This window comes from Rhizobacter sp., from assembly GCF_031412075.1.
Lineage (GTDB): Bacteria > Pseudomonadota > Gammaproteobacteria > Burkholderiales > Burkholderiaceae_C > Rhizobacter.
Genome location: NZ_JANOCG010000136.1, coordinates 1 through 11945 on the forward strand (window position 1 = coordinate 1; position 11945 = coordinate 11945).

Consider the following 11945-nt stretch of genomic DNA (forward strand, 5'->3'; position numbering starts at 1 on the left):
CGCGGTTCGCGCACAGGTGGATGTTGTCCGAGCCTGCAGAGGCCGCGGGCTTCACGATCACCGGGTAGCGGTCGTGTGCGTCGAGCCATTCGAGGGCATCGTCGCTGCGGTCGACCTTGCACTGCGCCACTGCAAGCAGGCCTTGTGCGCGAATGGTCTCTTGCATCAGGTACTTGTCTCGGCGGATCGAGCTGCTCGCCGGGTCGTTGCACGGCAGGCCGAAGCGGGCTGCGAGTTCGTCCATCAACGCGATGCCGGTTTCGAGGCCCGTCATCACGCAGCACGGGTGAAAACCGGCGAGATCGGCGGCCAGCGCGTCGACACCATCGTCGCCGTCGATGACGGCGGCGTACTTTTCACGCTTGAACGAGCTGGCAAAGAGCGCGGGGATGCCGCTGCTCAGCACCGCAACGCTCGCGATGCCGCGGCGTGCGAACTCGTCCACCAGGAAGCGGCCACTGGAGAAAGGGTCGAGGACGATGGCGTGTGGAGTGTGCTGTTTCATGCGGGTCCTGCGGTGTCAGGGATTCGGGGGTGGTGTGGTGCCGGTACTCAGGCGAGGGCCGGCAGCGCGTGGCTTGGTGAATGGGTGGGCGCTGATGGGCGTGGGCGGCTTTCGGTGAGCGCGCCATGGGTGCGTTGATTGCAATGGATGCGCGCGGCCACCAGCCACTCGTGACCGACGTGCTGCGCGGGGCCGAGGCGCTCGATGTCCACACCCCAACGCTGGGCCAGACGCTCGATCGCCAGCGTTGTGCAAAAGACGATCTGGCTCCCGCACTGAGATGCAACGAATCGGGTGGCCTCCAGCAGCAGCCGCTTGCCAACGCGTGTCTGCATCTGCAGGCTGCGCGTGGCGGCGCCGCACGACACGTCGCTAGCCGCGTAGCGAGATAGCTCCCACACGAACGGGCTGCGCACCGGCTTGTCACCGTCGAACAGCTGCGGGAAGTGGGTGGCGAGCAGATAATTCTGCGTGGTCGGCAGCAAGCGGGCGTAGCCGACCAATGCACCGTGTTCGCCGCGCGCCAGCACGTGCACGGCCGACTCGACGTCGAACTCGTCTTGCTCGATCTCACCTTCGGCCGGCAGCTCCCAATGCAGCTCCTTCACGAACACATGGTGCCGGTAGTTGCCTATGGCTTGGCGCGTTGCGCTCGGCATGAACTTGTCTGCGATGAAGCTGATGTGCATTTGCGCTACCTGCGGTCAGTTGAATCAGAAGCACCATTGCAACCGAGCGACTCACGCACAACAACTGACAGAACTGCTAGGCGGCTGTTTTCGCGCGCGTCCCTACCATGAGAACCAATGCAAACAAATGAAACACCGGGGGCCTGCGACTTCTACGTCAGGTCGGGGGAGTCGAACTTCCAACGCATGCTGTTGCGTCATGTTCAGTCGGAGCTGGAGCTCACGACCGAGGCCAACCCCTCGCGCGAGTCTGAGGGCGCGAGCGCTTCGATCTTGTGTGGGTGCTCCGAGTGGGTCACGGAGTCCGACCCCCCCATAACCGCCGGTTGGGACTGGGCGGTGACAGCTTCGGGCGATGTGTTGCTGAACCGACACTCTGTTCGCACCAACCTCATGCTTGTCGACGAAATCGGCAACGATCTCGGGCATGTGGTTAGCATTGCAGCGGTCGTTCGGCGGATCGAACAATTGCCTTGGCAACACAGCGCGCTCTCGGCGCTGCGCGAGCTCCCCGGACTGTCCCCCTAGGGGTAGGGGCCGCGCTTGCAGCATCGCTCACTAGACTGCGTTGTGGTAGCCCGTGGGTGGCCTTTGTGTTCTGGGTTCGGCGCAGGACTTTTCAGTAGCGCCCGGCAACCTGCCGCATGACGCCGCACGGGGAAGGAAAGCATGAAGCATTGGCAGTCTGATCAATTGAGGTTGGTAGGTTGCGCGGGGAGCAGCGAAGCCACGTTCGAGACCGTTCTGTCCGAGGTCAACAAACTCGGCTTTCGCTATTGCTCGTTCGGGATGAAAGGGCCTTTGCCGCTGGCAACGCCGCGCGCGCTGTGGCGCAGCAACTACCCGACTGGTTGGCAGCAGCGCTACCAGGAGCAGGACTATGTGCGCTGCGACCCCACGGTTGCGCTGGCCTTTGTCAGCGATGGAGTCATCCTGTGGAGCGATGAGTTGTTTGCCGCTTGCCCGCAGATGAGGGCCGAGGCCTGTTCGTTCGGGCTGGTTCATGGCTGGGCACAACCGAGGCACGACGCGCACGGCATCGTGAGCCTGCTGAGCTGTGTCAGAAGCGACCCGCCCATTTCTGAAGAGGAGCTGAAGGCCAAGAACGAGCGGCTGCAGTGGCTGTCATTCCTCTGCCACGAAAGCATGCTTAGCCACTGGGGGTCGACGCTGCGCAACAGCCCAGAATCCGTGCTCTCCAACCGCGAGTTGGAGGTGCTGCGCTGGTCATGTGACGGCAAGACCTCGGCCGACATGGCCGAGATCATCGGTGTGTCGGAGGCGACCGTGAACTTCCACATGCGCAACGCCTGCCTCAAGCTCGGTACGCCGAACAAGACCTCCGCCGCCGTGCGCGCCGCGTTGATGGGGTTGTTGCGCTAGGAGTTGTCGGACTTCCCGGCCCGCCAGCAGAACGTGCGATCCGGGACAATCGGAGCCGGACGACCGAGACCTCTCCGATGAGCCGCTTCGTTCCCGTAGATCGAGACACCGCATATCTGTTGCCGCCGTCGGTGGACGAATGGCTGCCCAACGATCACTTGCTTCGTGGTCGAAGTCATCGAGCAGATCCACCTGGGCGAGCGGACCCGGCAGTACGCCGGCCGCGGCTCGGCGGCGCATCACCCGGCGGTGCTGCCCGGCTGCTGGTCTACGGCAACGCCAATGGCGTGCACTCCAGCCGCAAGATCGAGCGCACGACCTATAACTCGGTGGCATTTCGCTGCGTGGCGGCCAACACCCACCGCGATCACGCCACGCTGGCGACGTTTCGCCGCCGCTTCTTGAAGGGGTGGGGGCGCTGTTCGTACAGGTACTGGTGTTGGCGCGCGAGATGAAACTGCTCAACTCGAGCACATCGCATTGGAGGTCACCAAGATCGATGTGATACCGATTCCGCGTATGCCTTCTGTATGCCTCGCCACAACTTCACATTCTTCCGTAAGGCGACTCATGCTTAGGAGCGCGGCCCGGATGGGCTTGAATGCACACCTGATCAAGGTTCTGTTCGATCTTGCGCAAGGCCCACGCCTGGAACACACAAAACGACATCACGGGCATGCTCTGCGAAGGCCAGGGCGTGTATTGGCAGGCGCTGGAAGGGCAGCGCAGCAAAGTGACGGGGTTGTATGCGCGCATTCATGCAGACCCGCGCCACAAGGACCTGGAACTGCTTCACTGCGAAAACATCACCGAGCGGCGCTACCGTAGATGGTCCATGGCACGCGTGAGCTTGTCCGATGTGGATCCGCAGACGAAGATCGTCTGGCCGGAGTTCGACCCCTGGTCGGCGACCGGTGCACTGGTCATGGCGCGCATCGACGAACTCGTTGCCCGCGGCAGCCCAGTGCAGGCTCCTCAGCCCTGAACACCACCAGCGGCCGCAGCGCCGCCTGGCAATGCCGGTACCTGCCGAAAGCCTCGTTCAAGCCTTGCGCTGTTGGGCGCGGCGCACTGCGGCGAGGATGCGCAGCGAGTAGCCCGCGTCCGGTGAACGAAGCCCGACCAAGCCGTCGCGGATCAGCTGTTGCGCCGAGATTTCGTCGCGCAGCGTGGCATCGTGCTTCAGGCGCTCGAGCAATGTTGTCAACTCGGCTTGCGTCAGTTCGCCGTCCAGCAGGCGTGCGGCGTCGTTCATGGCATGGCTCCTACCAGCGCCTGTCGCGCGTGGGTGCAAGAAGCGGGCGTACGCGATGGGCTATCGCGTCGCGCGCCCGGAAAATGTGGGACTTGACGGTGTTCACGGGCTGCCCGAGCGCCGCCGCGATGGTCTTGTAGTCGAGACCGTCGACTTCGCGCATCAGCAGGGCTCGGCGCTGAACCTCGGGCAAGGCCGCGACCTCGGCGTCGATGCGTTCGAACAACTGGTGCGCCATGGCCTCTTCCTCGGGGCTGGGGGCGGCCCCGAATCTGTCGTCGTCACCCGGATTGTCGAGCACGGCCACAGGACGGTCGTCTTGCCGGTTCTGCCCGCTGCGCAGGTAGCTCCTGGCCGCGTTGCGGGCGATCGTGAACAGCCAAGCCGCGAAATCACCGTCGGGCGTGAAGGTCGGCAAAGCCATAAAGGCGCTCAAGAAAACCTCCTGTGTCAACTCCTCGGTGATCGGATCGTCACGCACGAACCGCCGGATCGTTGCCGCAATCCGCCGCTGGTACTTCACCACGAGCACGTCGAACGCGACGGTCTCGCCTTGCTGGGCCCGCGCGACCAGTGCCGCATCAATCGCGCCGCCGAGCAGCGCATCGCTCACCTGGGCCCCCTGGCAACACGCTCGAACCACGTCGGCCGGCAGCGCGGCGTTGACTTGCCACGCCCGATGGCCTGGCCTGTACCAACCCCTTGACGCAGGCCCGCCGTCAAAGTTGCAAGGCCCGCAAAAAATTGGTCTGGCAGCGCCCGGCCACCGCAGGCCGCAACGCGGCAGCGCACGCCGTGGGCGGCGCACCGACCGTCACCGCGCGGCCCGGGCGTGAGCCCTGCGCAAGACAGCGTCGCGGCCTCGTGCGGGGCACGCAGCACCAACCCTCGATGCCCGGCGGGAGGAATCCACTGCGGTGGGTCGCCGCACAGGTGCAACTTTTTCATGACGGCGACGTTACTACGAGGCCAATCAATCACGGCCAAAGAGGTGACAGCCATGCAAGATCCCAGAAGCAGCGCTTGGGACAGCCCGTTGAACGCCCAATCGCCACCGCGCGTTGCAGTCGTCGGCGGCGGCATGGCCGGTCTGACCTGCGCCCGGGAGTTGCGCCTGCACGGCTGCGACCCCGTCGTTTTCGAAGCCGATGCCCGCCTGGGCGGGCGCTGCAGTTCACGCAGCACCCGCGTGGGACTGTTCGATGACGGGGCCCAGTGCATCAGCGGGCCCACCCGCCTGGCCGCTCATGCCATGCAAGCGCCGGGCGAGCTGGCCGCGCTGCACCCCTGGACGCTTGCGGCCACGCCCGCTCAAGAAGAACGGAGCAGCAAAGCTTGGAAAGCGGATGAAGACGAGGCGGATGTCGAGCGCACCTTGGTCCTGATGGGAGCTGTCGGCGTGCCGTCGATGGTGGCCCTGGCCGATGCCCTTGCGCGGCCATTGCAGGTTCGATTGAACACCCGCATCGTGCAAGCCCAGCGCAAAGGTGGCAAGTGGGCTTTGAGCAGCGCCATGGGCGAGATTGATGGGGACTTTCAAGCCCTGGTGCTCGCCATACCAGCGCCGTTGGCACTGCCGCTCGTGCGCGAGTCTTCAGAACTGAGCGCCGCCCTGCGTGCGGTGCGCTACCGCAGCCGCTGGGTGCTGCTGCTGGGAACCGAGCGACCTGTCCCCTTGCCCGGCTACCGGGAGTTCCAGGGCAGCCCCATCGAGCGCGTCGCCGCTATGCACAGCAAGCCGGGGCGCCTGACCATCGGACCCCAGCGCTGGTTCATCGAGGCCGACGAGCGGTGGTCCCTGCAGTACGAGGATGTGGACGCCGAGACCGTGGCCGACCTGCTGCTCGAGAACTTTCGAGCCCACGCAGTTCGGCCCGTGACGCCCAACTATCTCTGTGCGCAGCAATGGCGCCATGCGTTTGTTGAAGCGCCTGCCGTCACGCCTCGGCGAACCGAGTGTTTGTGGGACAACAGGGTGCAACTGGGGGTTTGCGGTGACAGTGTCGTGGCGAGTCAGGTCGACCGGGTCCACCGCAGCGGAATCGACATGGCGCGAGCCGTGGCCGAAGGTTTGGTTCAGCGCAGCGCACGCAGCGGTTTCAACGCGGTGGATGAAGACCTTGGGCAGCAGTTGGAGGCACACCTGTGATGGCCGAATTGGGTGGCTCGGCTTTGCCGGCGAGGCCCGGACCTCTCGATGTCAGTCCGCTGCCCCCAAGGCTGGTGGCCGACCTGCGCACCGATCACGCCGGCGAGGCGGGCGCCGTGATGATCTACCGCGGCATTCTTGCCACCACGCGCGATGCGGCGGTAAGGGACTTTGCGCAGGAGCACCTTGCCACGGAAGCGGCGCACCTGGCTGCCATCGAGCAGCTGCTGGCGCCCGGCCACCGCAGCCGGCTGCTGCTGCTGTGGCGAGCCGCCGGATGGCTGACTGGCGCGCTGCCGGCGTGGGTCGGGCCGCGGGCGGTGTTCGCCACCATCGAGGCCGTCGAGACCTTCGTCGACCACCACTACACCGAGCAGATCGAGACCATCGACCGCCTCGACCCGGCTCGCGTGCAGGCAACCCTGCAGGCGTTGCGGGCGCAGCTGCACTCGTTCCGGGCCGACGAAATCGATCACCGCGACGATGCCGCAGCGCGCTTCGACCACCAGGCGGCCCCTGCGTCCGCCGTGCTGCGTCTGTGGATCTGGGCAGTCGGCGCGGGTTCGCGCGGGGCGGTGAAGATCTGCCGCCGGGTTTGAGCCATGAGCATCGACAAGCCCTCCATGAGCCCGACCGGCACCATCCGCAGCGACGAAGTCGCACGCTTCAACCGCCTCGCCGCCACCTGGTGGAACCGCACCGGTCCCATGCGACCTCTGCACGTGGTCAACGACCTGCGGCTTGGGCACGTGCTAGAACAGATCGCCCAGCGCTTCGGACGCCCGGTCGGTGCGCTGCAGGGTTTGCGCATCGCCGACGTGGGCTGCGGCGCCGGGCTGATGTGCGAACCGCTGGCGGCCCGCGGCGCCTTGCTGGTCGGCGTCGACGCCGCAGCCAACAACATCGCCGCAGCGCGCCTGCATTCGAAGGCCGCTGGCTTGAGGATCGACTACCGGGTCGGCGAGCCCGATGCCGCACTGCACGACGGTGAGCTCTTCGACGTCGTGCTGCTGCTCGAGGTGGTTGAACACGTCAACGACGTACCGGCCTTCGTGCGCGATGCGGTGGCGCACCTGGCGCCCGGCGGGCTGCTGCTGGCCTCGACGATCAACCGCACCCTGCGCAGCTACCTGGCCGCGATTGTGGGCGCCGAGATCGTGTTTCGGGTGCTGCCCCGGGGCACGCACCGCTGGGCGCAGTTCGTGCGGCCTGAGGAGCTGGCGCAGGCTGCCGCAGTTTGCGGGCTGGCCGCCATCGAACGCCGAGGCATGGCCTACCTGCCGGCCATTCACCGTGCCTGGTGGACGCGCAGTCTGGCGGTCAACTACATCGCCAGCTTCGGCAACCCTGGAGACGCCACCTCATGAAACACGGCCTGCCTGGCGCCCTGCTGCGCCGCCTGCTTTGGCTCACACTCAGCGCCATGCCGTTGTTCAGCCACGCCACCGAAGAACCCAAGTACGAGGTCATCAGGCAAATCGGCAGCGTGGAGTTGCGCCAGTACGCGCCCTACGTCGTGGCCGAGGTGGTGCTGGACGCCACGGCCGAAGACGCCGGCAGCCGGGCCTTCCCGATCCTGGCCGGCTACATCTTTGGCAAGAACAAGGGCGAGAAGAAGTTTGCGATGACCGCTCCGGTGACGCAGATGGCCGCGCCCGTGAAGATGGAGATGACGGCCCCGGTGTCGCAGGCCGCAGTGCCGGGCGGCATGCGGGTGCAGTTCGTGCTGCCCGAGGGCGTGACGCTGGAATCCGCCCCCGAGCCGCTCGACCCGCGGGTGCAGTTGCGCCTTGTGTCGGCCAGCCAGTGGGCGACCATCCGCTACTCAGGCACCTGGTCGCAGGCCAACTACGACGAACATCTGGGCAAGCTGCAAGCGGCCCTGGCTGCCGCCGGCGTGGCAACAGAGGGCCAGCCCGTGCTGGCGCGCTACAACGGCCCCATGACGCCCTGGTTCATGCGCCGCAACGAAATCTGGTTGGCACTGCCATGAACCCTGCAATTTCCCGGGGGGGTACCTGGGTTGCCTTGCTGCTGGCAGCCAGCGCCGCGCTGGCCCAGCCCGCCGCATTCGCCGAGCGCTACAGCCCCGTGCCAGCCAGTGCCGACGGCATCGGCAAGCGCTACATGGGGCGCGAGATCTCGGCGGTGATGGGCTGGCAGGGCGCCGCATGGCTTGAGCGCGAAGAACGTGACCGCGAAGAGCGCACCGACCTGCTGCTGGCTGCCCTGGCACTGCAGCCAGGCATGGTGGTGGCCGACATCGGCGCCGGCACCGGTTACCTGTCTCGGCGCATGGCACCGGCGGTGATGCCGGGCGGCAAGGTCTGGGCTGTTGACGTACAGCCCGAAATGATCAGGCTGCTGCAGGCGAGCGCCAAGCGCAGCGGGCTGACCCAGATCGAGGCGCGGCTTGGCGCGGTCGACGACGTCAGACTGCCTGCTGCTTCGGTGGACCTGGCGGTCATGGTCGACGTCTATCACGAGCTGGCCTACCCGTACGAGGTGATGACCAGCGTGCTGAGGGCCCTCAAGCCCGGCGGCCGTGTCGTCTTCGTCAAGTACAAGGCCGAAGACCCGCGCGTGCCCATCAAGCCGCTGCACAAGATGAGCGAGGCGCAAATCAAGCGCGAGGCCGCCGTCTTCGCGATGGACTGGGAGCGTACCGTGAGCACGCTGCCCTGGCAGCACGTGGTGGTGTTCCGCAAGCGGGGCTGAGCCCGCGCGAAATTTCACGTGCGTGGTCTGATGGCCCGGCCGGCTTGCCACTGATGAGCTTTTCAAATGAAGGAGCGACACCATGATGTTGTCTTTGGCCGTCCTGAGCACGGCCTTGTTGTTTGGTGGCATGACGCTGTACTCATTCGGCTTTGCCGCCTTCCTGTTCACGGCGTTGCCTGCGAAGACCGCGGGAGACGCATTGCGTCGCGCCTTTCCCTGGTTCTACACTTTCGTGATTGCCACGTCAGCTGCGGCCGCCGTGCTCTGGTGGGCTCGTGACGCCGTCTTTGCCGCGGTGATGGCTGCAGTGGCCATCACCACCGTGCCCGTGCGGCAGATCTTGATGCCAGCGATCAACCGCGCCACCGACGCCGGCCTGCGCCAGCGCTTCAAGTGGCTGCACGGGATGTCCGTGGTGGTCACCCTCGGGCACATCGCTGCCACAGGATGGCTGCTGTCCAAGCTTGCTTGACAGCGGGATCAGGACCTTCCTCGCTACCGTTGCGATCTGGTTATCGGCCTTTCCAAGTCGCGTCGCGGCCGCCGACGCGCACGGCCTTGGCTTGCCCCAGCACAGACCGTCACGGCAGGAGGTTTGCCTGCATCGCGTCTGTCACCGCCAGGTTCTGGCGCTCGCAGCGGACCGGCGTGTGAACCGGCCTTCGCTTGGGGAGGTTCTAGAGAGCTGGCAGGAAGCTGCCTTTCGCCACCGTGGGCTCCTGGGCGCGAGTGTGAAGCCATGCAGGGTCTCAAGAGCCGACATACGGCGATTGCGACGCGGACATCCGTGACGTGTGCTGCTTGCTGGGCCGGGCGTCCTGCGCGATGTCTCGGAGCCCCCTGCCTGCGGCCGCCAGTTGGCGCTATACGCCCGCCATGACGCGCGGCACGTCCAGGGGCGCGTCGCCCCCGCCCCTCAAGCCTTTACTTCGACCACTTGTTCGAAGCCGCCGAAGATCATGCGTTTGCCATCGAAAGGCATAGGCGGGTTGCCGGGTGTGGACGGATCCATGCGGGGGTCTTCCATCATCCTTTTCATCCCTTCGTCGCGGGTGGCCTTGTCGGGCCATTCGACCCACGAAAAGGCCACCGTCTCCTCGGCCGTGGCCTGGACTGCGCGGCGGAAATCGGTGACTTTGCCGTCGGGGACGTCGTTGCCCCAACCCTCGATCACACGGATTGCGCCCAGCTCAATGAATATCGGGTCGAACTGGCGCGCGTGCTCGATGAACTTTTGCTTGTTGGCGGTGGGCACCGCGATCACGAAACCATCGATGTATGACATGGTTGTACTCCTGTTAAGTAGACCGGCCGGCGCACCCGCCTGAGGGCACCCCGTATCCCAACGACAAATCCGTCCGACGGAACTTCCTGAGCCCCGATCAACGGGTGTGAAGCCCTCACGAAGGAGACGATATGGCCAAGGTGATGCGCGCAGTGCGCGGCTGCACGAAATCGGCAAGCCTTCCAAGTCGACACCATACCCATTCGGACCTCCGCCCCTGGGATGTACTGGTGGAGGTGAAAGCTGCAGGCGTGGTGCCGAACCTGCGCAACGTAGTGACGAACTATCCGAAGTGGTTCCCGTTTCTGCCGTTGCCCAAGCTGCCCGCGATCTACGGCTTGGATACCGCAGGTGCCCGATCTCAGACAAGCCCCTTTTCGACGGAAGCCGGTGCCGGCTTGATGCGGTGGCGCGCAACAGGCCCCAAGCGCCGCGCGTAGCCGTGGTGCGCGTGGGCAGCTCCCAGCGCGGTGATCACGTGTTCCAGCAGCCGCTCGGTGCCACTGCGCTTGTCCACCTTTCGCCGCGCACAGCCACAGCGCCTCCACACGGATCATCGCGAAAAAACCCGCGTCAGCTCGCCAACCCAGCCAAACTCGACAGGTGACTTCAAGCCCTCAGACGTCGAAGTGGTCCGAGATCGACTTGGAGGCAGCGGAGTGGCGAATTCCCCCGAAGTCCTCGAGCTGCCGCACCCTTACATCCGCCCCGGCCATCAAAAACCGCACCACCGCCCGGCGGCCGCGGCAGTCAAGTCGCTCATCGCGCGAACCGCTCGACCAGCGCGTCGAGTTCGTCCAGCTCGAAGGGCTTCCTCAGCGGATGAGCGGTAGGGCCGAGCGACCGGGCGACGTCCCCCAAGTCATGCCCGGAGCAGACGATCACCGGCAGCCTCGGGTTTTGCCGAAGGGCCTCGCGCGCCACGTCGAGGCCCGAGCCGTCGGGCAGGTTGATGTCGGTTATCAGCAGGTTCACGTTCTGATCGCGCAACGCCTCGCGCGCGCCGGCGCCGTCAGCCACACATACGATCCGGCGCTCGGCAGTGCTGAGCAACTCGGCGAACGCCTCGCGGATGTAATCGTTGTCTTCGACGTAGAGGATGACGAAAGGGTTGGCGGTCATGGCTGGCGGGCTGCTCAATTCTGTGCGAGGTTGCAGGGGGCTCGGCGGGGCGCTGCACGCCTCCAGAGCGGAGGCGGCCCCGAAACGTCAGGGTAGCAGAGCAGCCCTGGGCGGCGGGGCCACCGTCATCCTTGTCCTGCTCGGACGAGCCCGGCATAGGCAGCGTGCCCGCCTTGCCGCCGTTCGACGTTGTGGTGCAACCAAGCGGCACCTGCAATCGAACTATTTGGTTTCCGATGACCAGGGGAAATTCATATAGTTTTCGCGCGTATCGAAACAGATATTGCCGTACATCTTCAGATAAGACGCGCGCCGCGACGGATCGGCATACACCGCTCCGGGGTTGGCCGTATCGCGTTCATAGTCCGCGATGTTGCTGCTGGTGAGCGCCTTGGGCAGAATATCCATTGCTTGTGGGATGGATTTCCCGTCCAGCCAATCAGCGGCATGCTGGCCCATCGCATAGCCGAATATCGATGAAGCAAGGCTGATGCTCGCCTTGTAGGGGCTGTCGCCTCGTCTGATTTCGACGACCGCTTCCAGTTCGCCGTCGATACCTCCCAGAAACTGGTCCGCCCGCGCCTTGCCCGCTTCGCGCAATGCCACGAGCGCTCCCAGCACCACCGTGTCCGCGCCAAGCACCACATCGATATTCGGTTGCGCCAGCAGGATCGTCTTCATCGTGCGATATCCGCCCTCCTTGTCGACCGTGGCGGGCGAAATGTCGGCCACGATCCTCACGCCAGGCAGTGGCCGAAGGGTATCGCGCATGGCGGTGAAACGAGGCGCCAGAAATTGCAGCCCGTCATGCGTCAACAGCACCACCCTGGCCTTTC

At 65.4% G+C, this 11945-nt stretch carries 16 protein-coding genes and 2 pseudogenes; 11 read left to right on the forward strand and 7 right to left on the reverse strand.

The genetic code is table 11. The features are described 5' to 3' along the window. Together RMO40_RS04965 and RMO40_RS04970 are read right to left on the reverse strand one after the other, a co-directional pair. Positions 1-505: pseudogene (locus RMO40_RS04965) on the reverse strand (hypothetical protein); the annotation flags it as partial. 47 nt (positions 506-552) lie between these two features. Continuing rightward, positions 553-1194 carry an acyl-homoserine-lactone synthase gene (locus tag RMO40_RS04970; RefSeq protein WP_309717151.1) on the reverse strand — a complete coding sequence of 214 codons (642 nt, stop codon included), beginning with the start codon at positions 1192-1194 and terminating at the stop codon, positions 553-555. 117 nt (positions 1195-1311) lie between these two features. On the opposite strand from RMO40_RS04970, the gene RMO40_RS04975 reads away from it, so the two are divergent. The 4 genes and pseudogenes from RMO40_RS04975 to RMO40_RS04990 all read left to right on the forward strand — a co-directional run bounded on the left by RMO40_RS04975 (position 1312) and on the right by RMO40_RS04990 (position 3562). Continuing rightward, positions 1312-1722 (forward strand): DUF4902 domain-containing protein, encoded by a 411-nt coding sequence (locus tag RMO40_RS04975; protein WP_309717153.1) that lies wholly within the window; start codon positions 1312-1314, stop codon positions 1720-1722. A 141-nt stretch (positions 1723-1863) separates the two neighbouring features. Continuing rightward, complete coding sequence (locus RMO40_RS04980; RefSeq protein ID WP_309717158.1) at positions 1864-2577, forward strand: autoinducer binding domain-containing protein; 714 nt, start codon at positions 1864-1866, stop codon at positions 2575-2577. A gap of 77 nt (positions 2578-2654) precedes the next feature. Continuing rightward, positions 2655-3078: pseudogene (locus RMO40_RS04985) on the forward strand (transposase); the annotation flags it as partial. Between the two features lie 130 nt (positions 3079-3208). Next, a complete protein-coding gene (locus RMO40_RS04990; RefSeq protein WP_309717161.1) occupies positions 3209-3562 on the forward strand; it encodes a BLUF domain-containing protein in 354 nt (117 codons plus the stop codon). Between the two features lie 57 nt (positions 3563-3619). Here RMO40_RS04990 and RMO40_RS04995 read toward each other — a convergent pair whose 3' ends face one another. Both RMO40_RS04995 and RMO40_RS05000 read right to left on the reverse strand, forming a co-directional pair. Then, positions 3620-3832 (reverse strand): hypothetical protein, encoded by a 213-nt coding sequence (locus RMO40_RS04995; RefSeq protein ID WP_309717163.1) that lies wholly within the window; start codon positions 3830-3832, stop codon positions 3620-3622. Positions 3833-3842: 10 nt separating this feature from the next. Then, positions 3843-4445 (reverse strand): sigma-70 family RNA polymerase sigma factor, encoded by a 603-nt coding sequence (locus tag RMO40_RS05000; RefSeq protein WP_309717165.1) that lies wholly within the window; start codon positions 4443-4445, stop codon positions 3843-3845. Between the two features lie 387 nt (positions 4446-4832). Here RMO40_RS05000 and RMO40_RS05005 point away from each other — a divergent pair, with 387 nt between their 5' ends. The 6 genes from RMO40_RS05005 (at position 4833) to RMO40_RS05030 (ending at position 9174) form a co-directional block, all read left to right on the forward strand. Further along, positions 4833-5981 (forward strand): FAD-dependent oxidoreductase, encoded by a 1149-nt coding sequence (locus RMO40_RS05005; protein WP_309717168.1) that lies wholly within the window; start codon positions 4833-4835, stop codon positions 5979-5981. After that, positions 5981-6580 carry a demethoxyubiquinone hydroxylase family protein gene (locus tag RMO40_RS05010; protein ID WP_309717170.1) on the forward strand — a complete coding sequence of 200 codons (600 nt, stop codon included), beginning with the start codon at positions 5981-5983 and terminating at the stop codon, positions 6578-6580. Before RMO40_RS05005 ends, RMO40_RS05010 begins: the two co-directional genes overlap by 1 nt. A gap of 3 nt (positions 6581-6583) precedes the next feature. Continuing rightward, a complete protein-coding gene (ubiG, locus tag RMO40_RS05015; RefSeq protein ID WP_309717174.1) occupies positions 6584-7348 on the forward strand; it encodes a bifunctional 2-polyprenyl-6-hydroxyphenol methylase/3-demethylubiquinol 3-O-methyltransferase UbiG in 765 nt (254 codons plus the stop codon). Then, positions 7345-7974, forward strand: coding sequence for a heme-binding protein (locus RMO40_RS05020; RefSeq protein ID WP_309717177.1), 630 nt, complete (start codon positions 7345-7347; stop codon positions 7972-7974). Before ubiG ends, RMO40_RS05020 begins: the two co-directional genes overlap by 4 nt. After that, positions 7971-8699, forward strand: coding sequence for a methyltransferase domain-containing protein (locus tag RMO40_RS05025; RefSeq protein WP_309717180.1), 729 nt, complete (start codon positions 7971-7973; stop codon positions 8697-8699). The genes RMO40_RS05020 and RMO40_RS05025 overlap by 4 nt, the downstream gene beginning before the upstream one ends. Positions 8700-8781: 82 nt before the next feature. Next, on the forward strand, positions 8782-9174 hold the full coding sequence (locus RMO40_RS05030; RefSeq protein WP_309717183.1) for a DUF4149 domain-containing protein: 393 nt from the start codon (positions 8782-8784) through the stop codon (positions 9172-9174). A 444-nt stretch (positions 9175-9618) separates the two neighbouring features. On the opposite strand, the gene RMO40_RS05035 is transcribed toward RMO40_RS05030, so the two are convergent. Further along, a complete protein-coding gene (locus RMO40_RS05035; RefSeq protein WP_309717186.1) occupies positions 9619-9987 on the reverse strand; it encodes a DUF1428 family protein in 369 nt (122 codons plus the stop codon). Between the two features lie 131 nt (positions 9988-10118). On the opposite strand from RMO40_RS05035, the gene RMO40_RS05040 reads away from it, so the two are divergent. Continuing rightward, positions 10119-10427 carry a hypothetical protein gene (locus tag RMO40_RS05040; RefSeq protein WP_309717189.1) on the forward strand — a complete coding sequence of 103 codons (309 nt, stop codon included), beginning with the start codon at positions 10119-10121 and terminating at the stop codon, positions 10425-10427. Positions 10428-10746: 319 nt separating this feature from the next. On the opposite strand, the gene RMO40_RS05045 is transcribed toward RMO40_RS05040, so the two are convergent. Next, positions 10747-11109 (reverse strand): response regulator, encoded by a 363-nt coding sequence (locus RMO40_RS05045; RefSeq protein WP_309717191.1) that lies wholly within the window; start codon positions 11107-11109, stop codon positions 10747-10749. A gap of 222 nt (positions 11110-11331) precedes the next feature. After that, positions 11332-11945, reverse strand: a 614-nt coding sequence (locus tag RMO40_RS05050; protein WP_489660109.1) for a sugar ABC transporter substrate-binding protein, incomplete at its 5' end; no start/stop codon positions are given.